Below are 26,963 nucleotides of genomic sequence, written 5' to 3'. Positions count from 1 at the left end.
TGTTTTTATCGTAATCTGATTACGAATAACGTAATTTGCTCCCCGCCAGGCGTCAAGCTATAAAGGCGCGACGCGAAAAATCCGGAAGCTTCCTACCCATGGCCAAAGCCAGCTCCCCCGCCGACAACGGCAAGCAGAAAGTCCGCTCGGCGGAAGTCGGCACCGACATCCTCAAGGCCCTTGCCGAACTGTCCCCCTCCACCTCGCTGTCGCGCCTGGCCGAGCATGTGCAGATGCCGGCGAGCAAGGTGCACCGCTACCTGCAGGCGCTGATCGCCAGTGGTTTCGCCGAGCAGGATGCCGCCACCAACCACTATGGCCTGGGCCGCGAGGCATTGCGTGTGGGGCTGGCAGCGCTGGGCAGCATCGATGTGCTTAAAGTGGCGGCACTGCCACTGTCGCAACTGCGCGATGAGCTGAACGAGAGTTGCTTCCTCGCCGTATGGGGCAACCAAGGCGCCACCGTGGTCAGCATCGAGCCCGCCGTACGGGCGGTCACGGTGGTGACCCAGATCGGCTCGGTGCTGCCGCTGCTCAGTTCCTCCACCGGCCTGGTGTTTGCCGCCCATCTGCCCGAGCGTGAGACTGTGGAGCTGCGTGACCGCGAGCTGGCCGCGCTGCAGCAGAACGCCAGCGACTATGAAGGCTTGCTGACAGGGATCCGTGAACAGGGCTTGCACCATGTGCACGGTCTGTTGATGCCAGGCGTGGATGCGTTATCCGCGCCGGTGTTCAACGCCATGGGGCAGATTGCAGCGGTGATGACCGTGGTCGGCCCGACCTCGATCTTCCATGCCGATGAGCACGGCCCTGCAGCACAGCGTCTACTGGCTGCAGCGCGAGACACCAGCTGGCGCATGGGCTACTCGCCCGCTACCTGAAACATCTGCCTTGCACTGTTGCCCGAAACGTAAAGGTGAATGTCACAAGCGGCTATTTTTCCCACAGGATCAAGCGCTTATTCTTACCTCACTGGCCGGCATGAAGGGCTCTACCCCCCGCCTTTCAGGCCCGCGAGGTTCACCGACGTTGATTTTGAAGCTCCTTGATCTAACGTCTCGATTGGCCGCTGCGTCTTGCAGCGGCCTTTTTTATTTCTGCAGGTTGGTCATCATCTGCTGCAACGCCTGCAGGTTGTCGCGCGGGTGCACCGCCCCCGCAAAATCACCAATCTGCCCCCAGTGATCCGCGACCTGCTCCGGGGTAAACCCTTGCTCAGGATCGAAACCGACACCGAGGCTACGCTCCCAGCGCACCTTGCCCACCCAGCCACCGCCCACCTCGAACAACTCACCACTGTCCTGGCACTGTTCGCTGCCCAGGTACACCACCAACGGGCTGATCAACTCGGGCCTGAGCCGCTCGAACAGGTGCGGGGGTATCAGCCCTTCGGTCATGCGCGTGCCACCGGTCGGGGCGATGGCATTGACCAGCACGCCATGCTTGCGCCCTTCGATGGCCAGGGTCCGGGTCAGGCCATACAGCCCCAGTTTGGCCATGCCGTAGTTGGCCTGGCCGAAGTTGCCATAGATGCCCGAGGTCGACGCCGTGAAGATCACCCGCCCCCAGTTCTGCTCGCGCAGGTGTGGCCAGGCCGCCCGGGTAACCTTGTAGGCACCTTCGACGTGGACCTTGTAGACCAGCTCCCAATCGCTGTCGTCCATCTTGTGGAAGGCTTTGTCGCGCAGGATGCCGGCGTTGTTCACCAGCACATCGACCCTGCCGAAACTGTCCAGTGCCTGTTCGACGATGCGCGCACCGTCGCCCACCGAATCGTGGTTGGCCACCGCCGTGCCCCCGGCAGCGCGGATTTCGGCCACGACCTTGTCGGCAGCCGACGCATTGGCGCCCTCACCCTGGGCCGAACCGCCCAGGTCGTTGACCACGAGCCTGGCACCACGAGCAGCGAACAGCAAAGCATGGGCACGGCCCAGGCCGCCACCGGCTCCGGTCACGATCACAACACGGTCCTGCAGGTTTATCGGCTCGCTCACGGGCGTGGCTCCAGATCAGGTTGAAGGCATCGAGTGTCCGCCAGCACGTGCAGGCGGACAATCAAGCTCACCCAGGCTAATGCCAGGCGATAACGGCGGGCGATGATCGCGTGCTCAGGACCAGGCGACTTTCTGCGGCAGAAAACTCAGCAGCTGTTCGCGAAAGGCCAGGTAGTGACGCAATACCTGCACAGGCGCTTCGGTGTGTGGGTAATGGCCGATGCCTTGCAGTTGCACGATATCGGGGTTAGGCACCAGCTGCCGATAGCGCTCGACCATAGCTGCGCCGGACAAAGGGTCGGCGATGCCGTTTATGAAGCGCAGCGGTATGCCATCGCGCTGCAATGCCCCAACCCAGCGCTCACGATGCTGCCTGCGCTCTGACTGGTAACCCACCAGCTTGTGGAGGATGCGCGTACCGTAGTTGGTGGCGATAAGGCTCCAGCAATCGTCCAGTGCGCTTTCACTGGGGTGGGTGCACGGGCCATAAATCTGGGTCACGTTGCGCACCAGATCGTCGCGCCCGAACGAACGCCCCACCAGCCAGCCCAGGCGGCTAAGCAGCAACTTCTGGACCAGTGGAATCTGACAGCTTTCCGGGAACAGCCCACTGTTCAGGAACACGCAACTGGCGATGTCGGCACGCTGTTCGTGGTGCCGCGACAGCAGTTCCTGAGCCACGCTGCCACCGTAGTCGTGCGCCAGCAGATGCACCGGCTGGTCAACCTCCAGGTGCGCCAGCAGCGCCTGTTGCAGATCCGCCTGCTCCATCAGGCTGTAACGGTGGTTGAGCGGCTTGGCAGAATCGCCGAAGCCGAGCATGTCGCAGGCAATCACCCGGAAGCGTTGGGTCAGCGGTGCCCAAAGGTAATGCCAGTCCCAACTTGCGGTGGGAAATCCATGCAACAGTAACAGGGGCTCTCCTTGCCCTGCGGTCCAGTAACGGATGCTCTGGCCCCGGAATGAAAAACTCTGCCCCCGGGTACGCCAGACGCGCAATGGAATCTCGGCGATAGGCATCAGGGTTGTCCCGGTAGAGTGGTGTTGACGGAATAGGGCAAGGCTGCGGTCATTGCATGTCACCTCGGCACTTTCATGTGCTCTCTATGTCGAGGTCGAGTGTAATCAGCAGCCCATGATGTGAAAATTGCGTTACCAGCCAGCTTGATGACCGAGCGAGTCAGCGGCACGTTCGGTCACAGCAGCATCGCCAGTAACGGCGCGGCGAACAGGTTGAGCAGGCCGGTGAGGACCATGACCAGGCCGGCCACCGAGCCCTCTTCGCGGCCCACTTCCTGGGCCCGGCTGACCCCGGCACCATGCGCGCCAACCCCGAACAGCGCGCCCCGCGCCAGCGGTGTACGCAGTGGCAGCCAGCGCAGCAGCACGCCGCCGAACATGGCACCCAGCACCCCGGTGAACATCACGAACACCGCTGTCAGTTCCGGTACGCCACCCAGGTCATGGGCCAGCGGCATGGCGAATGGCGTGGTGATCGAACGAGGCACCAGCGACAGGCTGATCGCATCATCCAGCGCCAGCAGGTGCGCCAGGCTCCAGGAACTGGCGATCGACGCCGCGCTGCCTGCCACCATGCCCACCAGCAGCGCCGGCCAATGCCGCGCCAGCATCGCCCGCTGTTGCCAGATCGGCACGGCGAAGGCCACGGTCACCGGGCCCAGCACGCTCATCAGCCAGTGGGTATTGCGCGAATATTCGGCGTAGGCCGTGTGCAGCGGCACGGCCACCGCCAGCAGCAATGCCGGGACCAGAATCAGTGGCGACATCAGGTAGCGCCCGGTGCGCCGATACAGCCAGCGGCTGGCCAGGTAGGCTCCCAAGGTCAGTGCCAGCCAGAACAGCGGCATGGGTTCAAGGCTCATGGCGCAGCCTCCAGCGGCAGACCAGTTCCACGGTCACGGCGGTCACCACCATGACCATCAGGGTGCTCACGGCGATGACCAGCAGGATGCGCCAACCTTCGCTGCGCACCAGGGTTCCGTAATCCAGCAGGCTCATCAGCGCCGGGATGAAGAACAGCAGCATTTCCGCCATCAACCAGCCAGCACCCAGTTGCAAGGTGGCCGGCTTGAGCACACCACAGGCGAACAGCAGCAACAGCAGGCCCAGGCCCATCACCCCGCCGGGGATCGGCCAGCTCAGCCAGGCGGCCAGCTGGCCACCGAACAGGAACAAGGCCAACAGGACCGCCAGCTCGGCGAGCAGGCGCAGGGGCTTTTTCAGTAATGCGGGTTTCATGGGCGGAGGTTCCTCGACAGGCCCTCATTTTAAGATTTGACTGCCTAGGCCAAAAGCGAATTGTTAGACTTGCAGCCATTCCACAATGGAATCTCGACCATGGAATTCAAACAGCTGCGCAGCTTCATTGAAGTCGTTCATCGCGGCGGTTTTACCCAAGCCGCCCAAACGTTGCATATCAGCCAGTCAGCCGTGAGCAAGCAGGTCGCCCAGCTTGAGCAAGATGTGGGCCAGCCATTGCTCGAGCGCCAAGCTTCGCAGCTGCATCTGACGGCGGCCGGGCGCATTGTGCTGGCACGCGGCGAAGCCCTGCTGCGCGAGCGTCAGGCGCTGCTTAGCGAGCTCGACGACCTCAGCCAGATGGCTCGCGGCGAGCTGCGCCTGGGGTTGCCGATGCTAGGCAGCGATACCTTGTTCGCCGGGTTGTTCGCCGAATACCGCAGGCGTCATCCGAACATCGCCATTCAGCTACTGGAAGGCGGCAGCCGTAGCGTCGAACAGGCGGTGAGGAATGGCGAGCTGGAGCTAGGCGGCAGTCTCACCCCAAGTGACCCGGCGTTCGAGTACCAGCCGTTCTGCAATGAACCGCTGGATGCCCTGCTGCCGGCCGGGCATGCGCTGGCCACGCTGGACCAGGTGAGTCTGAAGCAGCTGGAGGATACACCGTTCCTGCTGTACCAGCGCAGCTTCGTGCTCAACGACCGCTTGCTCAAGGCTTGCCAGCAGCAAGGCTTCACGCCGAAGGAAGGTGGCCGCAGCGGCCAGGCGGACTTCCTGGTGGCGCTGGTCGCGGCCGGCCAGGGCGTGGTGCTGCTGCCCCGTGTGGTGGCAAAAGCGCTGCAGCGCTCCGGGGTGGTGCGCTTGCCGCTGAAGGCGCCGACGGATCTACGCTGGGATATCGCCTTCATCTGGCGGCGTGGGGCTTACCTGTCGCGAGCGGCGCAGGCATGGCTGGAGTTGCTGCGGGAGGAAACGCCTCAGGCTTTCAAGGCTTGAGCAAGCTCGGCCAGCCAAGGCTCGGCATCAGCCTCTGGAGTCACCGTCTCGCTGGCATCGAGCTTCAGCATCGGTAGCACTTCCCGCACCCCCAGCTCGGCGAACAGTTCGCGCATCTGCTCGCCGCCGCCGCAATAGGTATCGCCATAGCTGGAATCACCCAGGGCAATCACCGCGCCCGGCAGCCCACGCCAGGCCGCTGGCAGGGTGTCACGAATGCTGCTGTACAGCGGCATCAGGTTATCCGGCAACTCACCCATACCGGTGGTCGAAGTCACCGCCAGCAATGCTTCAGGGGCAAAACCCACGAGATCCTGCTGGGTAGCACGGGCAGCATGCCAGGCTTCAAAGCCTGCAGCCTTGAGCAACGACGCGGCATGGCGGGCGACTTCTTCGGCGGTGCCGTACACCGAGCCGGAAATAATGGCGACTTTCATCAGGAAGAGGATTCCGAAACTGAGTGAAAACGTAGGATACTAGCATTCGGCGCTAGCAAAAGGCCGCCTCTACCAAAGTCCCCTTCATCGCCCAATGGTCCGGACATGATCAACGCGCAGCTGCTGCAATCCATGGTCGACGCCTCCAACGACGGGATCGTGGTCGCCGAACAGGAAGGCGACGACACCATCCTGATCTACGTGAATGCGGCTTTCGAACGCCTGACCGGCTATAGCCGAGACGAAATCCTCTATCAGGATTGCCGCTTCCTGCAGGCCGATGATCGCGATCAGCTGGGCCGCGCACGCATTCGCAAAGCCTTGGCCGAAGGCCGTCCCTGCCGTGAAATTCTGCGTAATTACCGCAAGGATGGCAGTGCGTTCTGGAACGAACTGTCGATTACCCCGGTGAGGCACGATGCCGATCAGCGCACCTATTTCATCGGTATCCAGAAAGACGTCAGCCGCCAGGTTGAACTTGAGCGCGAACTGGCCGAAATGCACGCTCGTCGGAATTCCGACGAACGCGGCTGAACCAAGCGCCCTGAGCACGGTCAATTCCCGTTGAAGAAATCGTCATCACCGAGTTCGATCATGCAAGCAGACGCGCTCCTGACTCAGGACGAACTGGATTTCATCCAGGACATGCACCATTCCCCGCAATTGAACCTGGCCGACCCCATGTCGAGCCTGCTGGTCAATGGCGACCGCCGTATCCAGTCCCTGCTCGCCCGCCTGGTGGCGAACGAACAGGTGACCCTGCAGGCGCAGTTCAACAACCAGCAGATCAGCTTCCCACTGCAATTGGTGGAAGACGAGTTCCATGCCGTGCACCTGCAGATCGGCTCACCGGAAATCTACGAAGACGATGGCCCCATGCTGCGCCCCTGGCGCCTGTCGATGGAGCAGCCCAGTGCACTGAGGGATGCCAAGGGCAAGGCCAGCGGGCTGCTGGTCCGGGACATTTCGTTCAAGGGTGCCCTGCTTGAGGTGCGTGGCCAGGCCAAGGCACCATCACGTTTCGACCTGTTTTTCGCCCCCGACGGCATCAGCCCGATCGGCCTGCATGGCAGGCTGCGCCGGCGCATCGGCCCGGACCTTGCCGCCTACGACCTCAGCCGCAGCCCCGCTGAAGAAATCGACCGGCTGCGTGAGTACATCCTGCAGGCCCATCGCCAGGCCCATCCAGAACTACACGATCAGGTATCGAGCTGACCGGCCAGATACTGTCGCAAGCGACGCCGCATAACCTCACCTTCCGCACCCAGGCACGCAACCGGGCTGCCCGCAAGGCTGTCCTGGGCGTGCTCGGCCGCCTCGCCAGCCAATAGCAACGGGCATTCCAGGCCTGCGGCAAGGCGCCTAAGGCGCTTGTTCATTTCGACTGTCGGCGAATGGTTGGCAAACAGCACCAGCGCATCCGGCTGCAGGCGCTCACACACCAGTGGCAATTCTTCCAGCGACTGGCCGGGCATGAGCAAACTCACGCCAATGTCTTCGCCGCCCAGAAGCAAGCCGGTCACCAGTAATTCCAGCTCATGGCACAGCCCGGGAAGGGGGGCCAGCAGCACATTACGCGCGCGGGGCTGACGAGCAAGCTGCAACCGGGAGAACACCCGGCCACGCAAGAACTGGTCGAGGAACAACCACTCGCTGGCTTGGCCAAATGCCCCCTGCCCCGCCGCCAGATCATGCCACACGGGCAAGAACACTTCGCCGAACGCCTGGTCCAGAGCGATTGACGCGAACACTTGGTCGAACAACCGGTCCAGGCTCGGCGCGTCGAAGTGATTCACAGCCTTGCGTACCTGGGCTTGCCAGTGCGTTCTGTCATCAGCTGAAACCACGCCTTGGGCGACTGCCAGGCCGCGGGCGAGAATGCCACCGACCTTGCTGACCGCCACACCACGCTCAAGCCAACCCAGGATGCTCCGCACCTGTTCGATATCCGCCTGGGAATACAGCCGGTGACCGCTGTCTGTGCGGGTCGGCTGGATCAGCCCGTAGCGGCGTTCCCATGCACGCAGGGTCACAGCGTTGACGCCGGTCAGGCGGGAAACCTCACGGATCGGGAACAGCTCCTGATGTTGCAGGTCTGGCTCGATATCCGCGCTACGTCCCTGTTTGTTCATCTGCACTGAGTAACCTGTGTGCGGAAGTTGAACGGGCATTCTACTACGACAGCTTAGGCCGCAAGCCAGCAACCGTTTGCGAACAATTGTTAACACAGCTTGCTACCAGGCATGATGCTTCGCGCCCAATTTTTGCATGCCAGTTGCCGTTGCCCACCACCCCGGGCCACGCAGCCAAGGGGCCGGCTACCCGCCAGCCCCGTCGCCAGGAGATACACGATGTCTACCCCACCCGTCACCTTGATGGTGTCGCGCCGCGCCGCCCATGGCCGCTACCAGGACCTGCTGGCCTGGCTGCACGAAGGCGAGCAGCTGGCCACCGACTTCCCCGGTTACCTCGGCTCGGGCATTCTCGCGCCGCCCCGCGACAACGACGAATTCCAGATCATTTTCCGCTTCAGCGACGAGCCGACCCTGCACGCCTGGGAACATTCCGCCTCGCGCCGGGCCTGGCTGGCTCGCGGAAACGGCCTGTTCGAACGCCCCAAAGAGAGGCGCGTCAGCGGCATTGACGACTGGTTCGGCACCAACATGGTGCAAAAGCCGCCGCGCTGGAAGCAGGCCGTGGCCATTTGGCTGGCCTTCTTCCCGGTCTCGCTACTGTTCAACGTGATGTTCGGGCATTGGCTCGCAACGCTTGAGCTGGTACCCCGGGTCTTGCTCAGCACGCTGGCCCTGACGCCGGTCATGGTCTACCTCTTCATCCCCCTGTCCACCCGCCTGCTGGCCAACTGGCTGCATGCCACGCCAGGCGCCAGCCCGGCGCTGCGCAGCCGCTAAGGCGGGGTCATACAAGAAGGAACAGTTCGGGTATGCTGGGCGGCAACGACAGGACAGACAAGTTGACCGCCCGCACATGAACAGCCCTATTCTCGTCACCGGCGCCAGCCAGCGCGTCGGGCTGGCCCTGGCCCTCGACCTGGCTCAGGCCGGCCATACGGTGGTCAGTGCCAGCCGCAGCCTGCAACCGCAGTCCGCGCACCCGAACATCGTGCAGTTCCAGGCCGACCTCTGCGTCAAAGCCGACCGTGAAGCGTTGATCGACCACCTGCAGCGCAACTACGACGGCCTGCGCGCGATCGTCCATAACGCCTCGCTATGGCTCGACGACGACCTCGACAATCTCGAGACCATGTTCCGCCTGCACGTCGAAGCGCCGTATCACCTCAACCTGGCCCTCGGCGAACTGCTGAACAAGGTCGACAAGGCCGACATCATCCACATCTGCGACGAAACCTCCTCGCGTGGCAGCAAAGGCCACATCGGCTACGCCGCGACCAAGGCCGCGCTGCAGAACATGGTGCTGTCGTTCGCCGAAAAATACGCGCCCAAGGTGCACGTCAACGGTATCCTGCCGGGCCTGCTGATCCTCAAGGAAGGCGGTGACGAGGCCTACCGCCAGCAGACCCTGAAAAAGGCCCTGCTGGAATTCGAACCCGGCGCCGGGCCATTGATCGAGACAGTGAAATACCTGCTCGCCAGCCAGTACAGCACTGGCAGCCAGGTGGTCATCAACGGTGGCCGCCACCTGAAGAACCGCATGATCTGAGAGACTGCCATGACTGATCAACAACAGCTCGAACTCGAAGCCGCCGCATTCCGGCGCCTGGTCGAACACCTGCAGAAACGCACCGACGTGCAGAACATCGACCTGATGAACCTCTCCGGCTTCTGCCGCAACTGCCTGTCCAAGTGGTACAAGGCCGCCGCCGACGAGCGCCAGGTCGACATCAGCCTGGATGACGCCCGCGAAGCGGTGTACGGCATGCCCTACGCCGAGTGGAAAGCCCAATACCAGAAAGAAGCCAGCGCCGAGCAACAAGCGGCGTTTGAACAAGGAAAACCTCGTGACTGATCTGAACACCCTGCGCACCAGCCTGGCCAGCGGCCAACACGCCTTTGCCGACACTCTGGCCTTCATCGCCGGCAACTACAGCTACCAGCCCCAGGCCTTCAACAACGGTGGCGTGGAGAATGCCGCCGGGCAGAACGAAGGCTCGTGCAAGACCCTGGGCCTGGCCCTGCTGGAAGGCCTGAGCGACCAGGAAGCGCTGTTGACCTTTGGCGAACACTACCGTGACGTGCTGGCCACGCCGGAAGGCAGTGACCATGGCAATATCCGCGCACTGATCAAGCATGGGCTGGCTGGCGTGAAGTTCGCCGAGCTGCCTCTCTCGCGCAACGCTTGAGAATGCCGGGGCCGCTTTGCGGCCCCAGATTTTCAACTGATAGTCGTCCCTGGCACGCCATCTATCAGCCCGCCCTGCTGCAACCACTGCAACGCTATTGGCCACAGGCTCTCGCGAAAACGGTCATGGAAGAACGCGAAATGGCCAATCTCATCGACCGAGATATCCACAGGCGCAATCCGCAAATGCCGCCGCTGCGCCGCCGGCAGATATCCCAATAACCGCTCGGTCGCCGCCACGGTGCCAAACGGGTCATCCGTCAGGCTGATGGCCAGGGTCGCGGCCTTTACTTGAGCGAAGGGCAACGCTGCCAGACCGCGCCCGCTCGGGCGCTGTTCGTAGCGCGGTGTGCGAGTGGTCCAGTCATGCACCACACCGGCGGGCGTATCCTCAAGCCAGCCAAGGCGCTTGCCGGGGAAAAAGCCAAAGGCACGGGTCAGCAACGGCATCACCACATGCCACTTGCCGAACAGCCGCCAGCGCTGATCCGCTGCATAGTCGCGCCAGTAGGCGAACTGCGCGCCAACCATCACCACCCGCCGCACCTGCCCGGCCGACGGCGCCAGGCCCACGGCGCAACCTCCGAAACTGTGGCCCACCACGTCAACTGGCTGACCGGGAAAGTGCGCGGCGGCGTGCGCCAGCATGGCCTCGAAATCCAGCCGGCCCCAATCGCTCCACGATGCCTGGAAGCCGCGCAGCGTGCGCGGGCGTGATTCGCCGATCCCGCGATAGTCGTAGGTAAGCACATCGCAGCCTTGGGCGAACAGGTAGTCGGCAAAACGCGAGTAGTAGCGGCAGCGTACCGAAGTGGCCGCGTTGATGATCACCAGCGGGCGCGTGGTTTCGGGGTGGGCGTGACGCCAGCAGAAGCCGCCGAGGCTATAGCCGTCGGCCGTGACCTGGCGAAAGGCGGTGGCGGGTTGGGTGAGGCTGCTCATGGCGCGCTTCCTGTTGTTGTGCGCCAAAACTAGCAAAAAAAATGGGGGCCTGTATCGGCCCCCATCTTTTACATCGACTTACAGCTCGATGCAGTCGAACTTCACATCGGTCGCCACGTCTTCGTCGTAGTTGACGTCAGCGCGCTCGAAGCCGAACAGGTTGAGGAACTGCTTCTTGTAACCGGCGTAGTCGGTCAGCTCGAACAGGTTCTCGGTGGTCACTTGTGGCCACATGGCCTTGCACGCGTCCTGTACGTCGTCGCGCAGCTCCCAGTCGTCCAGGCGCAGGCGGGCTTTTTCGTCCACTTCGGCCGGAGCGCCATCGGCGCGGTACATGCGATCGCGGAACATGCGGTCCAGCTGGTCCTGGGTGCCTTCGTGAACACCCTTTTCCTGCATGATCTTGAAGACCATCGACAGGTACAGCGGCATCACCGGGATGGCCGAGCTGGCCTGGGTGACCACCGACTTCAGCACCGCCACGTTGGCGCCGCCTTTCACTTCACCGGCCAGTTTCTTGTCCAGGCGCAGTGCGGTTTCGTCCAGGTCCTGCTTGGCCTGACCCAGGGCGCCGTGCCAGTAGATCGGCCAGGTGATCTCGGTGCCGATGTAGCTGAAGGCCACGGTACGTGCGCCTTCGGCCAGCACGTCAGCGCCCGCCAGGGCGTCGATCCACAGCTGCCAGTCCTGGCCGCCCATGACGGTGACGGTGTCGGCGATTTCCTGCTCGGTGGCCGGCTCGATGCTGGCCTCGATGATGGTGTCCTTGTTGGTGTCGATGGCGGTCGACTTGTACGGCTGGCCGATCGGCTTCAGCGCGGAGCGGATCAGTTCACCGGTCTGCGGCAGTTTGCGCACAGGCGAAGCCAGCGAGTAGATGACCAGGTCGACCTTGCCACCCATTTCGTTCTTGATCAGCTCGATGACCTTGGCGCGGGCTTCGTCGGAGAAGGCGTCACCATTGATCGACTTGCTGTACAGGCCCTCGGCCTTGGCGAACTTGTCGAAGGCGGCAGCGTTGTACCAGCCGGCGGTACCGGCCTTGGTCTCGGTACCTGGCTTTTCGAAGAACACGCCCAGGGTGTCGGCCTTGAAGCCGAAGGCCGCGGTGATGCGGGCTGCCAGGCCGTAGCCGCTGGAAGCGCCGATGACCAGGACCTTCTTCGGGCCATCCTCGCGCACGCCCAGCTTGCGGGTGGCTTCGATCTGGTCACGGACGTTGAGCTCGCAGCCCTTCGGATGAGTCGTGGTGCAGATGAAACCGCGAACCTTAGGATGAATGATGGCCAATGTCTGTACCTCGTCAGGTTTATGCCGGGGAACCGCCGCATGGGCGATTCCGATTGATCAGAGGGTGAGACTACCCCCGCAGGTTATCCGACACATATTACGGGGTGATCGGGGGGATGCAAAACCGGGGATCGCCGGTAATGGCCCTTTCGCGGCTAAAGCCGCTCCCACAGGGACTGTGCAGCACTCAAGGTCTGCGCGGTCCCTGTGGGAGCGGCTTTAGCCGCGAAAGGGCCGGCACAAGCAGCATCAATCTACTGCCAGAGCCCCTTTCAACCACCCGAGGAACTGCCGGGCCAGCGGATCATCCTGGCTGTCCCGGTGCACCAAGCAGGCCCAGGCCGGCCCGCGCACCCGCTGCGCAGACAACGCCTGCAGGTGCCCCTCGCCCACCACCCGCTGTGCCAGCAACTGGCTGACCAGGGCAACGCCCAGCCCTTCGCTCGCGGCATCCAGCAGCAGCCCGGGGTCGGAGAAGTTCAGCCCCTTGCCCTGCTGCCCCACGTCCTCGCCACCTTCCAGTTGCCAATGGCTCCAGTCCATTTCGCGCTCGCCATGCAAGGTGGTGCGCTGCTGCGCAGGGGTTTGCAGCAACGAGGGGTGGCAGGCGGGATATAGCTGGTCGTGATGCAGAACGGTAAAGCTGCACTCAGCCTGGGCACTGAGGTCGTCGCGAATGGCCAGGTCAATGGTTTCGCTGGCCATGTCCGGCACCTCGAAGCTGGTGAACAGCCACAGGTCGACCTGCGGGCAGCGCTGATGGAAATCCGCCAGGCGCGGCAGCAACCAGTGCCGGGCGAATGCCGGGCTGGTATTGACCACCAGTTGATTCGGCTTGCGGTACTGGTCCAGGCGGCGGATGCCCACGGCCAGGTGCTGCAGCATGGACTGGGTGGTGCTCAGCAGGTCATGCCCGGCATCGGTCAGGCTGACACTGCGACCGCTGCGGTAGAACAGTGGCTGCTCCAGGTAGGTTTCCAGGCTGCGGATCTGCTGGCTGATTGCCGACTGGGTAAGGTTCAGGGCCTCGGCGGCCTTGTGGAAGCTGCCAAGCCGCGCGGCGGCTTCGAAGCCCCTGAGCGCATTGAGCGGTGGCCAGTGTTTGAGCATGATCGATAAGCCCTGCTAATCAGATGTCGGCTAAATCTATCGTTTGTCGCCACACCTTCATAGCCATAGCATGGACACCAACACCCGCGACGGCGGGCTTCGTTGATAAAAAATCCTTACTAGATCGGAGTTCACTATGCACCTGTCCAACGACAGCGGCTGGCGTATGCCTGCCGAATGGGCCCGCCACGCGGCGACCTGGATGGTCTGGCCACACAATCAAGCGCTGTGGGAAAGCGGTTGGCGCGTCAGCCTGGCCGATGTGCAGCGCGACTATGCCCGTGTAGCGGCAGCCATTGCCCGCTTCGAGCCGGTGAAGATGGTCGTCGACCCTTCTGCCCTGCAAAGCGCCCGTGCCCTGTGCGGCGCCAACATCGAACTGATCGAACTGGCCGTGGACGACAGCTGGTGCCGTGACAGCGGCCCGAGCTTCGTTTGCCACCCTCAGCATGGCCTGGCCGGGCTGAGCTGGCGCTTCAATGCCTGGGGCGGTAAATCGCAACACAGCCAGGACCGCAGCCTCGGCCGCCGTATCCTCGACCAGCTGGGCCTGGACGGTTTCAGCACCTTCCTGTGCAACGAAGGCGGCGCGATTCATGTCGACGGTGAAGGTACGCTGATCACCACCGAATCGGTGCTGCTCAACCCCAACCGCAACCCCGGTATCGGCAAGGCTGAGTTCGAAGCCTGCTTCGCCCGCCACCTGGGCATCAGCAAGACCATCTGGCTGCCCGGCGACCCGCAGTACGTCACCGGCGACATGACCGACGGCCATGTCGATGGCGTGTGTGCCTTCGCCCGCCCAGGCGTGCTGCTGGTCGATGCCACCCATGATCACGGCTCGGTCTACGCCGAAGTGGTCCGCGAAAACCGTCGCGCCCTGGAACTCGCCACCGATGCTCAGGGCCGCCATTTCGAACTGATCGACCTCTATGAAGCCAGCGCCGCAGTCGACCAGGACGCTGAAGTGTTCTGCGCGTCCTACACCAACTTCTACATCGCCAACGGCGCGATCATCATGCCGGCCTACGGCATCGCCGCCGACCGGGACGCCGCCGAGCAACTCGCCCACGCCTTCCCGGGCCGCGAAATCGTGCCGGTACGCATCGATGCCATCGCCCACGGCGGCGGCGGCATCCATTGCATCACCCAGCAGCAGCCGGAGGTGCAGCCATGAGCCTGCTGCGCATTGCCACTACCCAGATGCGTTGCAGCTGGAACCTGCCCGATAACCTGGACCGCGCCGAGCAACTGGTACGCCAGGCTGCCGCCGATGGCGCGCGGGTGATCCTGCTGCAAGAGCTGTTCGCCACGCCCTACTTCTGCATCGAGCAGGACCACAAACACCAGGCGCTGGCCGAACCCTATTCTGGCAGCCCGATCCTGCAACGCTTCGCGGCCCTGGCCGGCGAGCTGGGCGTGGTGCTGCCGCTGAGCTGGTACGAGCGCGCCGGCAATGCCTTCTTCAACTCGCTGACCGTGGCCGATGCCGATGGCCAGCTGCTGGGTGTGTACCGCAAGACCCATATCCCCAACGCCATCGGCTACCAGGAGAAGGAGTACTTCAGCCCCGGCGACACCGGTTTCAAGGTCTGGGACACCGCCTTTGGCCGCCTCGGCATCGGTATCTGCTGGGATCAGTGGTTCCCGGAAACGGCCCGCTGCCTGGCACTGATGGGCGCCGAGGTGCTGCTGTTCCCCACCGCCATCGGCTCCGAGCCCGGCTGCGCCGAGCTGGACTCCCGCGACCATTGGCAGGTCGCCATGCGCGGCCATGCCGCAGCCAACCTGGTGCCCGTCGTGGCCGCCAACCGCGTCGGCGTGGAAGTGGCCGATAGCGATCAATCACTGAGCATGCGCTTCTACGGCTCGTCGTTCATCTGCGACCACAAGGGCGCGATGCTCGCCGAAGCGGACCGCAACAGCAGCGACATCTGGCTGCACGACCTGGACCTGGCACGCATGCGCGAAGACCGCCTGAGCTGGGGCATCTACCGCGACCGCCGCCCGGAAATGTACGCGCCGCTGCTGACCCTGGACGGCAAGCACCCACACAACCTGAGGGCCTGAGCATGAAACGCCATGTTATCGCCGCACTGGCCCTGGCCCTCTGCGCCAGCCAGGCCCAGGCCGACCAACCCACCCTGCGCCTGTACAACTGGGCCGATTACTTCGCCGAAGACACCCTCAAGCAATTCACCGCCGAAACCGGTATCCAGGTGATCTACGACGTGATGGACGGCAGCGAGGTACTCGAAGCCAAGTTGATGTCCGGGCGCAGTGGCTACGACCTGGTGTTCCCCGGCGACACCGTGGCAGAACGCCTGATGCGTGCCGGCAGCCTGCAGCCGCTCGACCACAGCCGCCTGGAAGCCCTCGACGATATCGAGCCCGGCCTGCGCAAGCTGCATGCGCAATACCCCAAGGCCAGCCAGGCGACCGTGCCCTACGCCTGGGGCACCATCGGCCTGACCGCGAATGCCGAGAAAATCCGCCAGCGCATGCCCGATGCGCCGCTGGACAACCTCGACCTGTTGTTCAAGCCGGAGCTGGCTGCCAAGTTCGCCGATTGCGGCATCTCGATCATCGACTCGCCTGACGAAGTGCTGGCCGTGGTACTTCATTATCTGGGCCGCGAGCCGCGCAGCGCCAAGCGCGAAGACCTGGCGGCCGCCAGCGAACTGCTCAAGGCGGTGCGCCCGTACATCCGCAAGTTCCAGTCGCAACCGGTGACCGAGCTGGTCAACGAGAACCTGTGCCTGTCGCTGGGCTACAGCGGCGACGTGATCCAGGCCCAGCGAGCCGCCGACGCTGCCGGCAAGCACCTCGATTTCCAGTACCGTGTACCGCGCCAGGGCACCACGGTGTGGATGGACACCATGGCTATCCCGGCCGATGCCCAGCACCCGGAATACGCCTATCGTTTCATCAACTTCGTCATGCGCCCGGCGAACATGGCTGCCATCAGCAACTTCACCGGCTACCCCACGGCCAGCGCCAAGGCGCGCCAGGCAGTGGACCCACGCATGCGCGACAACCCCGACATCTACCTCGACGAAGCCACCTACGCCCGGCTGATCCCAGGCCGCGACATTCCACAGGCCGACATGCGAGCGCGCATGCGCGTGTGGACCCGCTTCAAGACTGCACAGGACTGACCATGCCCAGCCGTAGAATCTTCCTGCAACTGTCCCTGGCCGCAGGTCTCGGTGCCGGCCTTGGCCTGCCGCTGGGCCTGGCCCGTGCCGAAGAGCCCGGGCGCTGGTTCATGCCCGACGAGGGCGAGCCGCAGCAGCGCGCGTTCATCGCCTTTGGTGCCCAGAAGGCCATCTGGGAAGACTTCACCGCCGACGTGCAAGCCGCCTTGGGTCGTATAGCCCAGGCCATCGCCCGCTACCAGCCAGTGACCGTGTTCTGCCGCCCCGGCGAACGCGAACTGGCCGAGCGGCACTGCGCCAGCCACAACACCACCTTTGTCGAATGCAAGCTTGACGACATCTGGATGCGCGACATCGGCGCCAACTTCGTCGTCGACGACGATGGCGCCATCGCTGCGGTGGATTTCAACTTCAACGGCTGGGGCAACAAGCAACGCCACCAGAACGACGCGCAGCTGGCCAAGCGCGTGGCCACCCTGGCCGGCGCCCGTTACCAGCGCAGCGAACTGGTAGGCGAAGGCGGCGCCATCGAAGTGGATGGCCACGGCACCGGCATCATGACCGAGAGCAGCTGGATCAACGCCAACCGCAACCCGGACTGGAGCAAGGCCGAGGTCGAGGCCGAGCTCAAGGCACGCCTAGGTTTGAGCAAGGTCATCTGGCTGCCGGGCATCGCCGGGGAAGACATCACCGACGGGCATGTGGACTTCTATGCCCGCTTCGTGCGCCCGGGGGTAGTGATCGCCAACCTTGACAACGACCCGGACTCCTATGATCACGCGGTGACCCGCAAGCACCTGGAGATACTCAAGAAAGCTACCGATGCCGAAGGCAGGCGCCTGCAGGTGCATGTGGTATCGCCGCCCATGCGCGGGCGCCGAAACAGGTTCAGCCAAGGCAATGACGACTTTGCGGCGGGGTACATCAACTACTTCGTGATCAACGGCGCGATCATCGCACCGCAGTTCGGTGATGCGCAGGCCGATGAAAAAGCCCGGGCGTTACTGGCGGTGTTGTACCCAGGGCGGGATATCGTGCAGCTGGATATCGATGCGATTGCGGCGGGTGGCGGGGGGATTCATTGCGTCACCCACCAATGCCCGGCCGGCTGATAGCACTGCCTGACCCGCTGATTGATTGGCTTTTCACATCAATCACAAAGAAAAACAAACTTAACAAATCAACCAAACCCGCCGATGCTGGCAGCACTACGCCCATTGCCCGGAGAACAACAACATGAACGACGTGGTCATCGTCGCCGCAACCCGCACCGCCATCGGCAGCTTCCAGGGTGCCCTGGCCAATGTGCCGGCCGTCGACCTCGGTGCAGCAGTGATCAAGCAGCTGCTGGAGCAGACCCGGCTGGACCCGGCCCAGGTCGATGAAGTGATCCTCGGCCAGGTGCTCACCGCCGGTGCCGGGCAGAATCCGGCGCGCCAGGCCGCGATCAAGGCAGGCCTGCCTTACAGCGTGCCGGCACTGACCCTGAACAAGGTCTGCGGTTCGGGCCTGAAGGCCCTGCACCTGGCGGCGCAGGCGATCCGTTGCGGTGACGCCGAGGTGGTGATCGCCGGTGGCCAGGAGAACATGAGCCTGGCCCCCTATGTGATGCCATCCGCGCGCACCGGCCAGCGCATGGGCCATGGCCAGCTGATTGACAGCATGATCAGCGACGGGCTGTGGGATGCCTTCAACGACTACCACATGGGCATCACCGCCGAGAACCTGGTGGAAAAATACGGCCTCAGCCGTGAGCAGCAGGACGCCTTTGCCGCCGAGTCGCAGCGCAAGGCCGTGGCGGCGATCGAAGCGGGCCGCTTCAAGGACGAGATCACCCCGATCGTGATGCCGCAGAAAAAAGGCGAGCCGAAAGTCTTCGACCGTGATGAACAACCCCGCCCGGACACCACCGCCGAGTCGCTGGCCAAGCTTCGTCCGGCCTTCAAGAAAGACGGCAGCGTCACCGCCGGCAATGCCTCCAGCCTGAACGACGGCGCCGCTGCGGTGCTTTTGATGAGCGCCAGCAAGGCCAAGGACCTGGGGCTGCCGGTGCTGGCGAAAATTGCTGGTTATGCCAGTGCTGGCGTGGACCCGGCGATCATGGGCATCGGCCCGGTGTCGGCGACCCAGCGCTGCCTGGACAAGGCGGGCTGGCAGCTGGCTGACCTTGACCTGATCGAAGCCAACGAGGCCTTTGCCGCGCAGGCACTGGCGGTGGGCAAGGCGCTGGAGTGGGATGCCGGCAAGGTCAACGTCAATGGCGGCGCGATTGCCCTGGGGCATCCGATTGGTGCTTCCGGCTGCCGCGTACTGGTGACCTTGCTGCACGAAATGATCAAGCGTGATGCCAAGAAGGGGCTGGCCACCTTGTGCATTGGTGGTGGCCAGGGGGTCGCGCTGGCGATCGAACGTTGATCAGGCAGTAGCGCGCAATTCGCGGGCAGCCGCTTCCTTCACGCCCCTGGCCAGCTGCGCGACTTCCTGGCACTTGTGCACGGCCTGCTCCACCGGGCCGTGCATTAACGGGCAGGCTGTGGCCAGCCACAGCCGCTCGCCCAGGCGGTCGTGGGCATCGAGCAGCAGGTCCAGGGTATTTTCCAGGTTGCATGGCGAGGCATTGCGGCCGTCGACCAGGCCGAGCGACAGCACCTTGTAGGCCGGCAGCCGGTCGAGGATGGTCTGGTACTGCTCCGGGGCCTGCACCAGGTCGACGTGCAAGCCATCGACCGGCAGGCTGACGGCCAGGCCTAGGTTGCCTTCCAGGCCACCGAAGTAGGTAGCGATCAGCTTCTTCAGCGGTGCACGCTGAAGGATGTTGTAGACACGCTCGAAAGCGTTTTTCCAATCCTGCGGCAGTTCCTGGGCCAGGATCGGCTCATCGATCTGCACCCATTCGGCACCCAGGGCAGCCAGGCGGTTCAGGCCCTGGTCATACAGGGGCAGCAGGTGTTCCAGCTCGTCGAGGTCAGCGTTACCTTTGCTGGCCTGCCACAGGTAGGTCAAAGGGCCGGTCACCACCGGTTTGACTATATGGCCCAGAGCCATGGCTTCTGTCACTTCGTCAAACAGTTGCTCCCAGCATTGGGCAAATGGCTGATCGCACCAGGCAAAGTCGCCAACTGGCAGCAGCTCGATGCCGGCTCCCTTCTGCACTTGCCAATGGCGGGCACGCAGCTCGCGGTCACTGCCAAAGCGTGGAAAGCCCAGAATGTGTGCCAGCGCCATGTCTTGTCTCTCAGAATGCCGAAATTAATGGACGAATTTTCCGGCCAGCGATCGCCTGAGACAAACTCATAAAATTTGAGATGAACTCAAGAAATGCTCATGATGCCGATGAACTTGAATGTCTTGTTCAGAGCAGCACCCTACGTATTGAGACATGAGCCCAACCGAACGCCTGCTGCACAATGCCACCCTGAGTACTCCAGGTGCCCCTGAGCCATGAGCCTGCTGAAAGCCGCGCTGCGCGAAAAACACTTCGTCTGCGTCATGGAATTCGTCCCAAAGCCCTCGGCGGAACGCTTCGCCGCGATGGAGGCGATCATGGCCCGTGGACAGTTGTGCGGCTGGCCCATGACCGTCGCCATCGGCGACCGCGTGGGCAGCCCGCTGGACATGTCGCCGCTGGATGCCCTCGGCTCTTTCAGCGCTCCGCTCCCCGCACTGCCGCACTTCTCCGGCAAAGACCGCGAGCGCCATCATCTCTTGGCTCAACTGCAGCGCATGGATGCCGCCGGCCTCGATCAGTTGCTGCTGCTCACCGGCGACCGCCTGCCCGGCCACCAGCCCGGTGAACGCCCGGTGCGCTACCTGGAGTCGGTCGCGGCCTTGCTGATTGCGCGCCAGGCCTGCCCGCACTGGTTGCTCGGCGCGGCGCTGAACCCGTTCAAGTACCACGAGGAAGAAGGCGGCGCCCAGTACTTCAAGGCCGAGAAGAAACTCGCCGCTGGCGCCGACTTCCTTACCCTGCAACTGGGCTTCGATGCCAGCAAGCATCAGGAAGCCATGCACTGGATGCAGCGCCAGGCCTCGCCCAAACCGATGCTGGCCTGCCTGATGAGCCTGACTCACGGCCGCGCGACGATGCTCGAGCATGTGGCAGGGGTAACCGTCTCGCCTTCGATGTGCGACCTGCTTGAAGCCGAAAGCAAGGTGTCCAAAGCTTTCGCCCAGGCGCGCAGCGTCGACCGCCTGGCCTTGCAGATCATCGGTGTGAAGCTGATGGGGTATGCAGGCGTGCACCTGTCGGGGATTCACGAGCTCAAGCAGCTGCTGGCACTGGAAGAGCGCCTGGAACACTGGCAGGCGCAGGTCAACTCACTGGAGCACTGGGCGCCCGCCTGGGCCGACAGCTGGCAGATGCCAGGCCTGCCAATCGTTGCGTTCCATCCGCCACAGGGCAACTGGCGCCAAGGGGAATCGACCGTCAGCGCCTCAGGCAAAGAGAAAGTCCGCTATCACCTGCTGCACACTGCCCATTCGCTGCTGTTCAGCCGCACCAACTGGCTCAGCAAGGCGTTCGGCTGGACCGTGCGCCAGCCACTGTGGGCAACCAAGCGTGGGGCCCGGGTGTTGCACGGGCTGGAGCGGGCGGTCAAACGCCCGTTGATTGGCTGCGACACCTGCGGCCGCTGCCGCCTGGAAGACACCCTCTACACCTGCCCGGAAACCTGCCCCAAAGGCCTGGCCAACGGCCCTTGCGGTGGAACCGCGCTGAACCGCTGCGAGTTTGGCGACCGTGAGTGCATCCACAGCGTCAAGTACCGCACCGCCAAGGCCGTGCGGCAGACCGCCGTGCTCACTGAGCGGCTGATCCCGTGCATCGAGGTTGAGACACGCCACCGCAGCTCTTGGCCGCAATGGTTCGAGGCTCAGCCGCCACGCCAGCTCAACCCACAGCCAGCGCCTCGAACCCAGCCCGAATCTTAGCTTCGGGCAGTTCATCGGCGATGAATACCATGACGCTCTCGCGCTGTTCGCCTGCTGCCCATTCGGCATCCCAGTCGAAGCCGTAGAGTTTGAGCACGCCCTGGAACACCAGACGACGCTCCTCGCCGGCGATGTTCAGCACACCTTTGTAGCGCAGCAACTGCTTGCCGTGCTCTTCCAGCAATTCGTTCATGAAGTCGCTGAGGCGCTCGATGTCCAGGGCGGTCTCGGTGCGCAGTACCAGGGTGGAAATCCGGTCTGGCGTAGCCGGCTTGAGCACCGGGCGCAGGCTTGGCTTGAGGTTGGCACCCAGGTCCGGGTTCAGGTTGAAGCCGCGCACATCGAGCAGCTCGGCCAGGTCGATGCGGCCATGTTCGACCACACGGATGGCCGCCCGGCCATTGATCCGCGCGAGGCGCTCTCGCAGGGCCTCCACTGCAGCCGGTTCGACCAGGTCGGTCTTGCTCAACAGCAGGCGATCGGCAAAACCGACCTGGGCCTGGGCAATGGTCTGGGTCAGGTGCACCTCGGCATGGGCAGCATCGACCAGGGTGATGATGCCGTCGAGGATGTAGCGATCACGTAGTTCTTCGTCGATGAAAAAGGTTTGTGCCACCGGTGCCGGGTCGGCCAGGCCGGTGCATTCGATCACCAGGCGGTCGAAGGCGATCTCGCCAGCGTCCAGGCGCTCCAGCAGCAGATACAGGGCACGGGTCAGGTCGCCATGGATGCTGCAGCACACGCAGCCGTTGGCCAGGGTCATGACCTGTACCGGCTCGTCGCCCAGCAGCTGGCTGTCGATGCCGGCCTCGCTGAATTCGTTTTCAATCACTGCGATCTTCAGGCCGTGTTCGGCCTTGAGCATGTGCTTGAGCAAGGTGGTCTTGCCGGCACCGAGGAAACCGGTGAGGACCGTTACGGGAATGGGCGTCTGCAAGCAGATATCTCCTGAAGCTGAAAATGATTGTGGGAGGCCGGTTGCCCGGCCTCCCACAGGTTCACGCATGTTGCAGGTTCAACAGCACTTGGGCCCGGACTTGCCACCGTAACGTGCTTCCTGACGTTCGCGGAAGAATTCCTCGTACGTCATCACCGGCTGGTCCGGGTGCTTGTTGCGCATGTGCTCGACGTAGTTGTCGTAGTCGGGCATGCCGACCATCAGGCGGGCTGCCTGCCCCAGGTATTTACCCAGTCGACCCAGGTCGTTGAACATCACTGCAGTCCTCTCAAGCGTCAGGCAGGGCCTGGAACGGGGTTTCCTTGTCGGTGCGTTCTTTGCGGCCGAGGGCGGCGTAGCCGACCTTGAGGGCGAAGAACAGCACACTGAACACCACCAGCAGGAACAGAATGGTCAGGCCGGCGTTGGTGTAGGCGTTGAAGATCACGTGCTGCATCTGGCTGATGTCCTTGGCCGGGGCCAGGACCTGACCGGCATCCAGCGCGGTGCTGTACTTCTTGGCCAGGGCCAGGAAGCCGACGGCCGGGTTCGGGTCGAACAGCTTGATCAGGCCCGCCGCAGTGGTGCAGATCAGCAGCCAGGCAGCCGGCAGCAGGGTGACCCAGATGTAGCGCTCGCGCTTCATCTTGATCAGTACCACGGTGCCGAGCATCAGGGCGATACCCGCCAGCATCTGGTTGGAGATACCGAACAGCGGCCACAGGGTGTTGATACCGCCCAGTGGGTCGATCACACCCTGGTACAGCAGGTAGCCCCACAGCGCCACGCAACCGGCGGTGCCGATCAGGTTGGCGGTCCACGATTCGGTGCGCTTGAGGGCCGGCACGAAGCTGCCCAGCAGGTCTTGCAGCATGAAGCGGCCGGCACGGGTACCGGCGTCCACCGCGGTGAGGATGAACAGCGCTTCGAACAGGATCGCGAAGTGGTACCAGAAGGCCATGGTGTTCTCACCCGGCAGCACCTGGTGCAGGATCTGCGCGATACCCACCGCCAGCGTCGGTGCACCACCGGCACGGGCGAGTACGGTGTGCTCGCCGATGTCACGGGCCACCGCTTCGAGCTGCTCTGGGGTGATCATGAAGCCCCAGCTGCTGACCGTTTGCGCCACCGAAGCCACGTCGGCGCCAACCACGGCGGCCGGGCTGTTCATGGCGAAGTACACGCCCGGCTCGATCACCGAGGCGGCAACCATGGCCATGATGGCGACGAACGACTCCATCAGCATGCCGCCGTAGCCGATGTAACGGGCGTTGGCTTCGTTGTCCAGCAGCTTCGGCGTGGTCCCCGAGGAGATCAGCGCATGGAAGCCGGACACCGCGCCACAGGCGATGGTGATGAACAGGAACGGGAACAGGGTGCCCTTCCACACCGGGCCGGTGCCGTCGGTGAACTGGGTCAGCGCCGGCATTTTCAGCTCGGGCATGGTCACCAGGATGCCGATGGCCAAGGCAATGATGGTACCGATCTTGAGGAAGGTCGACAGGTAGTCACGCGGCGCCAGTACCAGCCAGACCGGTAACACGGCAGCGACGAAGCCGTAGCCGACCAGCATCCAGGTGATCTGCACGCCGGTGAAGGTGAATGCCGGGCCCCAGACCGGATCGGCTGCAATCTGGCCCCCCAGCCAGATCGATGCCAGCAGCAGAACCACGCCAACCACCGAGATCTCGCCAATGCGGCCCGGGCGGATGTAGCGCATGTAGATACCCATGAACATCGCGATCGGGATGGTCGCCATCACCGTGAACATGCCCCATGGGCTCTCGGCCAGGGCCTTGACCACGATCAGCGCCAGCACCGCGAGGATGATGATCATGATCAGGAAGCAGCCGAACAGGGCGATGGTCCCCGGGATGCGGCCCATCTCCTCGCGCACCATGTCGCCCAGCGAGCGGCCGTTGCGGCGGGTGGAGAGGAACAGGACCATGAAGTCCTGCACCGCACCGGCCAGCACCACGCCGGCAATCAGCCACAGCGTGCCGGGCAGGTAGCCCATTTGCGCGGCGAGTACCGGGCCGACCAAGGGGCCGGCGCCAGCAATGGCGGCGAAGTGGTGACCGAAGAGGATGTGCTTGTTGGTCGGAACGTAGTCCAGACCGTCGTTGTTGAGCACCGCGGGGGTGGCTCGGCGAGGGTCGAGTTGCATCACCTTGGTGGCGATGAACAGGCTGTAGTAACGGTAGGCGACCAGGTAGATGGCCACCGCGGCGACCACGATCCACAAGGCATTGATCGCCTCGCCGCGACGCAGGGCGACGACACCCAGCGCACAGGCCCCTATGACCGCCAGCGCCAGCCACGGGATGTGGCGTAGCAGGCTGTTATTGTTGTTCATGGCATGCTTCCAGCTAAGTGGTTGGAATAGACAGCCCCTTGAGTCTAGGGCCTGCTTGGCAGCTTTACCATATCCATTTGTGATCAGCTGCGGGGCGCCAGTACCCGGGCTAGAGCGGTGAGCCCTCTGTACCGGGCGCGTTTCCAACATCGCGCACAGCCAGGCTGCCAAACATAGCTCGCGCTGAATGTATCTGGACGAATGGACAGTTCCCGGTAACTTTCCAGCGTCACCTGATAATTTTGCCAGTTGCCGCACTTAGTGAAACGTCTTTCAATACTCCCGAGCATGCGAAACAAACAATCATCTCACCCAGGCAAATAACAGACGCTTTAATTTGCCCTACAGCACTGATCGCCAGTCATTGTAAAAACGAGGACACTGCGCCTATGTCTTCGACCCTGAAATTTTACTTGGCTTGGTCTTATCTCAGATAAAAGGACGCATCATGACTTATCTAAAAGCCGAAAACGCTGACAACTCACAAGTCATCAGCAGGTCTTCGTTCCCGGCGCCGAGACATGGCGCCGTCACTTCTCCCGCTTCCCGTGCTTACCTTTACAAACAGCATATCGAGGGGAACCTGGCTTACGGAATTGAAAGTGGAAAATTCTTCCCAGCCGTTGCCGGCGGCCTTTCAGACCCCTATGCAAAGGATGACCTGACCAACATCCCGCCTCCGCCAGACGGCATGATCGCCAGCGGCGGCCACAAAGCTGCCGAGTATCTGGACAAAACAGATATTAATTGGCAAAAGCACAAAGTTTACGGTGGCGAAGCAATCGATTTTACATGGGAGTTCATGGCGCGCCACAAATACCGCCGCTTCAATTATTTTATTACACGTGTGGACTGGGACCCGGCCAAACCTCTTACCCGCGCACAATTCGAGTCTCAGCCCTTCGCAACATTCCTTAATACTCGGCAACCTTACTGGTCATATAGAGAAGCAGAAATGTGGCCAGCCAATCCTCACATCAACACACTGGTACTGCCAGTGCGCGAAGGCTATCACGTATTGTTGGGTGTCTGGGAAATTGCTGAAACCGACAAAGCCTTCTACCAAGTCATCGACCTTGAGTTCCTGTCTGGCGGGGAAGGACCGGAAGGCCCCGGCGCACCCTATGAATTGCACGATATGGGTACCACCGAAACGTCAGTGGACCTGATGTGGGCCGCCCCAGAGAACGGCGCACCGGTTGATGGCTATGCCATCTATCGAGATGGCAACGAAGTGGGTCGCGTGCCTTCGACACAACGTAAGTTCACCGATGACAACCTCAAGCCCGACACCAGCTATCGCTACACCGTCAAGGCGTTTGATGCAAAGGGCCAGCTTTCTGCATCAAGCAATGTGCATTCGGCACGCACCAAGCCCGGTGAAGACGGCGGTGAGTATCGGGACTGGAAGCTGAAAGACATCTACAGCACCAATGAAATCGTCCGTCATGACCAATCACTGTGGCGGTGCCTGGCAAGCCACACCGCCCATGTGGAGAGCTGGGCCCCAGGGGCTGCGGATGGCTTTACCTTGTGGGAGAAACATGTGCGTCGGCGCTGAACCATGAACTGAAAACCTAACCACGTCTCGGCACAAGGCAAAGGTGGCCATGCCTGGTCTATAGTCAGTGCAACTGACGAGGGGCCTGCCATGACCACTTCTGCCAACGACCGCCGCCGTTTCCAGCGCATCGATTTCGACGCCCCTACCGAGCTGCGCCAGGGCGATCGCCGTTGGCCGGTGAAGTTGCTGGACTTGTCGCTCAAGGGATTGCTGGTTGAATGCCCCTCCCCTTGGGACGCCGACCTGACTCAGGACTTCGACGCAGTCATCCACCTGGACCGCAATGTCCGCGTGCAGATGCAGGTGGAGCTGCGCCATGAAGAAGCCACACGCCTTGGCTTCATCTGCCTGTATATCGACGTCGAATCGATGACCCACCTGCACCGTCTTGTGGAACTGAACGTGGCCGACAGCACCGAAATGATGCGTGAGCTGCGCGAACTCATCGAATAATGCAATCTCTTAGCTAGCTAACAGCATCCCCACCCTCTGTTTCTTGTCTACCCAGACAGCTTTATCCCTGGGTAGCAGCGCGTTGTACACACCCCTCTAGCTCAGACTCTATCGACTTGGTACGCGATCTGCATTGGCGTTTTGCACACATTGCAGGGCCAGCTGTTCGCGCTCCAATCAAAAACTTGTATACAATTTATGTGGCAATCTTTTGTAGG

29 protein-coding genes are annotated in these 26,963 nt (G+C 62.8%); 16 read left to right on the top strand and 13 right to left on the bottom strand.

Annotated features, from left to right (window positions below; all coding sequences use genetic code 11):
- Nucleotides 1–98 precede the first annotated feature (98 nt).
- Nucleotides 99–881: an IclR family transcriptional regulator gene (locus ACLEJU_RS00325; protein WP_435421712.1), complete on the top strand. Its 783-nt coding sequence runs from the start codon at nt 99–101 to the stop codon at nt 879–881.
- Nucleotides 882–1,091: 210 nt separating this feature from the next.
- On the opposite strand, the gene ACLEJU_RS00320 is transcribed toward ACLEJU_RS00325, so the two are convergent.
- The 4 genes from ACLEJU_RS00320 to ACLEJU_RS00305 form a co-directional block, all read right to left on the bottom strand.
- A complete protein-coding gene (locus ACLEJU_RS00320) occupies nt 1,092–1,994 on the bottom strand; it encodes an SDR family oxidoreductase (protein WP_435421713.1) in 903 nt (300 codons plus the stop codon).
- A gap of 114 nt (nt 1,995–2,108) precedes the next feature.
- Nucleotides 2,109–3,014: an alpha/beta fold hydrolase gene (locus ACLEJU_RS00315; RefSeq protein WP_435421714.1), complete on the bottom strand. Its 906-nt coding sequence runs from the start codon at nt 3,012–3,014 to the stop codon at nt 2,109–2,111.
- 176 nt (nt 3,015–3,190) lie between these two features.
- Nucleotides 3,191–3,877, bottom strand: a complete 687-nt coding sequence (locus ACLEJU_RS00310) for an LrgB family protein (RefSeq protein WP_435421715.1) — start codon at nt 3,875–3,877, stop codon at nt 3,191–3,193.
- Nucleotides 3,867–4,253: a CidA/LrgA family protein gene (locus ACLEJU_RS00305; RefSeq protein WP_435421716.1), complete on the bottom strand. Its 387-nt coding sequence runs from the start codon at nt 4,251–4,253 to the stop codon at nt 3,867–3,869. Before ACLEJU_RS00305 ends, ACLEJU_RS00310 begins: the two co-directional genes overlap by 11 nt.
- A gap of 99 nt (nt 4,254–4,352) precedes the next feature.
- Between ACLEJU_RS00305 and ACLEJU_RS00300 the strand changes: the two genes are divergently transcribed.
- Entirely contained in the window at nt 4,353–5,249 is an 897-nt protein-coding gene (locus ACLEJU_RS00300; protein WP_435421717.1) for a LysR family transcriptional regulator, read from the top strand.
- Here ACLEJU_RS00300 and ACLEJU_RS00295 read toward each other — a convergent pair.
- Nucleotides 5,231–5,686, bottom strand: a complete 456-nt coding sequence (locus ACLEJU_RS00295) for a flavodoxin (RefSeq protein WP_435421718.1) — start codon at nt 5,684–5,686, stop codon at nt 5,231–5,233. The genes ACLEJU_RS00300 and ACLEJU_RS00295 overlap by 19 nt on opposite strands.
- A gap of 105 nt (nt 5,687–5,791) precedes the next feature.
- Here ACLEJU_RS00295 and ACLEJU_RS00290 point away from each other — a divergent pair, with 105 nt between their 5' ends.
- Together ACLEJU_RS00290 and ACLEJU_RS00285 are read left to right on the top strand one after the other, a co-directional pair.
- Nucleotides 5,792–6,220: a PAS domain S-box protein gene (locus ACLEJU_RS00290; RefSeq protein WP_103449064.1), complete on the top strand. Its 429-nt coding sequence runs from the start codon at nt 5,792–5,794 to the stop codon at nt 6,218–6,220.
- 60 nt (nt 6,221–6,280) lie between these two features.
- Entirely contained in the window at nt 6,281–6,901 is a 621-nt protein-coding gene (locus tag ACLEJU_RS00285) for a hypothetical protein (RefSeq protein ID WP_435421719.1), read from the top strand.
- On the opposite strand, the gene ACLEJU_RS00280 is transcribed toward ACLEJU_RS00285, so the two are convergent.
- Complete coding sequence (locus ACLEJU_RS00280; RefSeq protein WP_435421720.1) at nt 6,886–7,818, bottom strand: MerR family transcriptional regulator; 933 nt, start codon at nt 7,816–7,818, stop codon at nt 6,886–6,888. The genes ACLEJU_RS00285 and ACLEJU_RS00280 overlap by 16 nt on opposite strands.
- 219 nt (nt 7,819–8,037) lie before the next feature.
- On the opposite strand from ACLEJU_RS00280, the gene ACLEJU_RS00275 reads away from it, so the two are divergent.
- From ACLEJU_RS00275 to ACLEJU_RS00260, 4 genes are all read left to right on the top strand, one after another.
- A complete protein-coding gene (locus ACLEJU_RS00275; protein WP_435421721.1) occupies nt 8,038–8,598 on the top strand; it encodes an antibiotic biosynthesis monooxygenase in 561 nt (186 codons plus the stop codon).
- Between the two features lie 76 nt (nt 8,599–8,674).
- Nucleotides 8,675–9,367, top strand: coding sequence for a dihydromonapterin reductase (gene folM / locus ACLEJU_RS00270; protein WP_435421722.1), 693 nt, complete (start codon nt 8,675–8,677; stop codon nt 9,365–9,367).
- Between the two features lie 9 nt (nt 9,368–9,376).
- The gene (locus tag ACLEJU_RS00265; protein ID WP_159408880.1) at nt 9,377–9,673 is read left to right on the top strand and encodes a DUF1244 domain-containing protein; all 297 of its coding nucleotides are present in this window, start codon (nt 9,377–9,379) and stop codon (nt 9,671–9,673) included.
- Nucleotides 9,666–10,007, top strand: a complete 342-nt coding sequence (locus ACLEJU_RS00260) for a HopJ type III effector protein (RefSeq protein WP_435421723.1) — start codon at nt 9,666–9,668, stop codon at nt 10,005–10,007. The genes ACLEJU_RS00265 and ACLEJU_RS00260 overlap by 8 nt, the downstream gene beginning before the upstream one ends.
- 32 nt (nt 10,008–10,039) lie before the next feature.
- Here ACLEJU_RS00260 and ACLEJU_RS00255 read toward each other — a convergent pair whose 3' ends face one another.
- The 3 genes from ACLEJU_RS00255 to ACLEJU_RS00245 all read right to left on the bottom strand — a co-directional run bounded on the left by ACLEJU_RS00255 (nt 10,040) and on the right by ACLEJU_RS00245 (nt 13,348).
- On the bottom strand, nt 10,040–10,948 hold the full coding sequence (locus ACLEJU_RS00255) for an alpha/beta hydrolase family protein (RefSeq protein WP_435421724.1): 909 nt from the start codon (nt 10,946–10,948) through the stop codon (nt 10,040–10,042).
- A 78-nt stretch (nt 10,949–11,026) separates the two neighbouring features.
- Nucleotides 11,027–12,238, bottom strand: coding sequence for an enoyl-ACP reductase FabV (gene fabV, locus ACLEJU_RS00250; protein WP_085674987.1), 1,212 nt, complete (start codon nt 12,236–12,238; stop codon nt 11,027–11,029).
- Between the two features lie 249 nt (nt 12,239–12,487).
- A complete protein-coding gene (locus ACLEJU_RS00245; protein WP_435421725.1) occupies nt 12,488–13,348 on the bottom strand; it encodes a LysR substrate-binding domain-containing protein in 861 nt (286 codons plus the stop codon).
- Between the two features lie 136 nt (nt 13,349–13,484).
- Here ACLEJU_RS00245 and ACLEJU_RS00240 point away from each other — a divergent pair, with 136 nt between their 5' ends.
- The 5 genes from ACLEJU_RS00240 to ACLEJU_RS00220 all read left to right on the top strand — a co-directional run bounded on the left by ACLEJU_RS00240 (nt 13,485) and on the right by ACLEJU_RS00220 (nt 18,921).
- Nucleotides 13,485–14,525 (top strand): agmatine deiminase family protein, encoded by a 1,041-nt coding sequence (locus ACLEJU_RS00240; RefSeq protein WP_435421726.1) that lies wholly within the window; start codon nt 13,485–13,487, stop codon nt 14,523–14,525.
- Nucleotides 14,522–15,418, top strand: a complete 897-nt coding sequence (aguB, locus tag ACLEJU_RS00235) for an N-carbamoylputrescine amidase (protein ID WP_435421727.1) — start codon at nt 14,522–14,524, stop codon at nt 15,416–15,418. The genes ACLEJU_RS00240 and aguB overlap by 4 nt, the downstream gene beginning before the upstream one ends.
- Before the next feature lie 2 nt (nt 15,419–15,420).
- A complete protein-coding gene (locus ACLEJU_RS00230; protein ID WP_435421728.1) occupies nt 15,421–16,506 on the top strand; it encodes an extracellular solute-binding protein in 1,086 nt (361 codons plus the stop codon).
- Between the two features lie 2 nt (nt 16,507–16,508).
- Entirely contained in the window at nt 16,509–17,618 is a 1,110-nt protein-coding gene (locus tag ACLEJU_RS00225; protein WP_435421729.1) for an agmatine deiminase family protein, read from the top strand.
- A gap of 124 nt (nt 17,619–17,742) precedes the next feature.
- Nucleotides 17,743–18,921: an acetyl-CoA C-acetyltransferase gene (locus tag ACLEJU_RS00220; protein ID WP_435421730.1), complete on the top strand. Its 1,179-nt coding sequence runs from the start codon at nt 17,743–17,745 to the stop codon at nt 18,919–18,921.
- Here ACLEJU_RS00220 and ACLEJU_RS00215 read toward each other — a convergent pair whose 3' ends face one another.
- Nucleotides 18,922–19,731 (bottom strand): 5-methyltetrahydropteroyltriglutamate--homocysteine methyltransferase, encoded by an 810-nt coding sequence (locus ACLEJU_RS00215; RefSeq protein WP_435421731.1) that lies wholly within the window; start codon nt 19,729–19,731, stop codon nt 18,922–18,924.
- Between the two features lie 216 nt (nt 19,732–19,947).
- Here ACLEJU_RS00215 and ACLEJU_RS00210 point away from each other — a divergent pair, with 216 nt between their 5' ends.
- Nucleotides 19,948–21,435, top strand: coding sequence for a methylenetetrahydrofolate reductase C-terminal domain-containing protein (locus tag ACLEJU_RS00210; protein ID WP_435421732.1), 1,488 nt, complete (start codon nt 19,948–19,950; stop codon nt 21,433–21,435).
- On the opposite strand, the gene yjiA is transcribed toward ACLEJU_RS00210, so the two are convergent.
- The 3 genes from yjiA to ACLEJU_RS00195 form a co-directional block, all read right to left on the bottom strand.
- Nucleotides 21,395–22,372 carry a GTPase gene (gene yjiA / locus ACLEJU_RS00205; protein WP_435421733.1) on the bottom strand — a complete coding sequence of 326 codons (978 nt, stop codon included), beginning with the start codon at nt 22,370–22,372 and terminating at the stop codon, nt 21,395–21,397. The two genes, ACLEJU_RS00210 and yjiA, sit on opposite strands and share 41 nt — an antisense overlap.
- A gap of 78 nt (nt 22,373–22,450) precedes the next feature.
- A complete protein-coding gene (locus tag ACLEJU_RS00200) occupies nt 22,451–22,648 on the bottom strand; it encodes a YbdD/YjiX family protein (protein ID WP_400722370.1) in 198 nt (65 codons plus the stop codon).
- A gap of 13 nt (nt 22,649–22,661) precedes the next feature.
- The gene (locus tag ACLEJU_RS00195; protein ID WP_400661490.1) at nt 22,662–24,728 is read right to left on the bottom strand and encodes a carbon starvation CstA family protein; all 2,067 of its coding nucleotides are present in this window, start codon (nt 24,726–24,728) and stop codon (nt 22,662–22,664) included.
- A gap of 448 nt (nt 24,729–25,176) precedes the next feature.
- Between ACLEJU_RS00195 and ACLEJU_RS00190 the strand changes: the two genes are divergently transcribed.
- Both ACLEJU_RS00190 and ACLEJU_RS00185 read left to right on the top strand, forming a co-directional pair.
- A complete protein-coding gene (locus ACLEJU_RS00190; protein ID WP_435421734.1) occupies nt 25,177–26,289 on the top strand; it encodes a lytic polysaccharide monooxygenase in 1,113 nt (370 codons plus the stop codon).
- Between the two features lie 90 nt (nt 26,290–26,379).
- A complete protein-coding gene (locus ACLEJU_RS00185) occupies nt 26,380–26,745 on the top strand; it encodes a PilZ domain-containing protein (RefSeq protein ID WP_435421735.1) in 366 nt (121 codons plus the stop codon).
- Nucleotides 26,746–26,963 lie beyond the last annotated feature (218 nt).

Source organism: Pseudomonas sp. SMN11 (assembly GCF_052041945.1).
Lineage (GTDB): Bacteria > Pseudomonadota > Gammaproteobacteria > Pseudomonadales > Pseudomonadaceae > Aquipseudomonas.
Note: the sequence above shows the minus strand (reverse complement) of the source record. Positions and strands in the feature narration are given on the sequence as shown.

Excerpts from the sequence above, each read along its gene's own strand:
- ACLEJU_RS00325 (WP_435421712.1), top strand. The coding sequence starts at position 99 with ATGGCCAAAGCCAGCTCCCCCGCCGACAACGGCAAGCAGAAAGTCCGC.
- ACLEJU_RS00315 (WP_435421714.1), bottom strand. The coding sequence starts at position 3,014 with ATGCCTATCGCCGAGATTCCATTGCGCGTCTGGCGTACCCGGGGGCAG.
- ACLEJU_RS00310 (WP_435421715.1), bottom strand. The coding sequence starts at position 3,877 with ATGAGCCTTGAACCCATGCCGCTGTTCTGGCTGGCACTGACCTTGGGA.
- ACLEJU_RS00305 (WP_435421716.1), bottom strand. The coding sequence starts at position 4,253 with ATGAAACCCGCATTACTGAAAAAGCCCCTGCGCCTGCTCGCCGAGCTG.
- ACLEJU_RS00300 (WP_435421717.1), top strand. The coding sequence starts at position 4,353 with ATGGAATTCAAACAGCTGCGCAGCTTCATTGAAGTCGTTCATCGCGGC.
- ACLEJU_RS00295 (WP_435421718.1), bottom strand. The coding sequence starts at position 5,686 with ATGAAAGTCGCCATTATTTCCGGCTCGGTGTACGGCACCGCCGAAGAA.
- ACLEJU_RS00290 (WP_103449064.1), top strand. The coding sequence starts at position 5,792 with ATGATCAACGCGCAGCTGCTGCAATCCATGGTCGACGCCTCCAACGAC.
- ACLEJU_RS00285 (WP_435421719.1), top strand. The coding sequence starts at position 6,281 with ATGCAAGCAGACGCGCTCCTGACTCAGGACGAACTGGATTTCATCCAG.
- ACLEJU_RS00280 (WP_435421720.1), bottom strand. The coding sequence starts at position 7,818 with ATGAACAAACAGGGACGTAGCGCGGATATCGAGCCAGACCTGCAACAT.
- ACLEJU_RS00275 (WP_435421721.1), top strand. The coding sequence starts at position 8,038 with ATGTCTACCCCACCCGTCACCTTGATGGTGTCGCGCCGCGCCGCCCAT.
- folM (WP_435421722.1), top strand. The coding sequence starts at position 8,675 with ATGAACAGCCCTATTCTCGTCACCGGCGCCAGCCAGCGCGTCGGGCTG.
- ACLEJU_RS00265 (WP_159408880.1), top strand. The coding sequence starts at position 9,377 with ATGACTGATCAACAACAGCTCGAACTCGAAGCCGCCGCATTCCGGCGC.
- ACLEJU_RS00255 (WP_435421724.1), bottom strand. The coding sequence starts at position 10,948 with ATGAGCAGCCTCACCCAACCCGCCACCGCCTTTCGCCAGGTCACGGCC.
- ACLEJU_RS00245 (WP_435421725.1), bottom strand. The coding sequence starts at position 13,348 with ATGCTCAAACACTGGCCACCGCTCAATGCGCTCAGGGGCTTCGAAGCC.
- ACLEJU_RS00240 (WP_435421726.1), top strand. The coding sequence starts at position 13,485 with ATGCACCTGTCCAACGACAGCGGCTGGCGTATGCCTGCCGAATGGGCC.
- aguB (WP_435421727.1), top strand. The coding sequence starts at position 14,522 with ATGAGCCTGCTGCGCATTGCCACTACCCAGATGCGTTGCAGCTGGAAC.
- ACLEJU_RS00230 (WP_435421728.1), top strand. The coding sequence starts at position 15,421 with ATGAAACGCCATGTTATCGCCGCACTGGCCCTGGCCCTCTGCGCCAGC.
- ACLEJU_RS00225 (WP_435421729.1), top strand. The coding sequence starts at position 16,509 with ATGCCCAGCCGTAGAATCTTCCTGCAACTGTCCCTGGCCGCAGGTCTC.
- ACLEJU_RS00220 (WP_435421730.1), top strand. The coding sequence starts at position 17,743 with ATGAACGACGTGGTCATCGTCGCCGCAACCCGCACCGCCATCGGCAGC.
- ACLEJU_RS00215 (WP_435421731.1), bottom strand. The coding sequence starts at position 19,731 with ATGGCGCTGGCACACATTCTGGGCTTTCCACGCTTTGGCAGTGACCGC.
- ACLEJU_RS00210 (WP_435421732.1), top strand. The coding sequence starts at position 19,948 with ATGAGCCTGCTGAAAGCCGCGCTGCGCGAAAAACACTTCGTCTGCGTC.
- ACLEJU_RS00200 (WP_400722370.1), bottom strand. The coding sequence starts at position 22,648 with ATGTTCAACGACCTGGGTCGACTGGGTAAATACCTGGGGCAGGCAGCC.
- ACLEJU_RS00195 (WP_400661490.1), bottom strand. The coding sequence starts at position 24,728 with ATGAACAACAATAACAGCCTGCTACGCCACATCCCGTGGCTGGCGCTG.
- ACLEJU_RS00190 (WP_435421734.1), top strand. The coding sequence starts at position 25,177 with ATGACTTATCTAAAAGCCGAAAACGCTGACAACTCACAAGTCATCAGC.
- ACLEJU_RS00185 (WP_435421735.1), top strand. The coding sequence starts at position 26,380 with ATGACCACTTCTGCCAACGACCGCCGCCGTTTCCAGCGCATCGATTTC.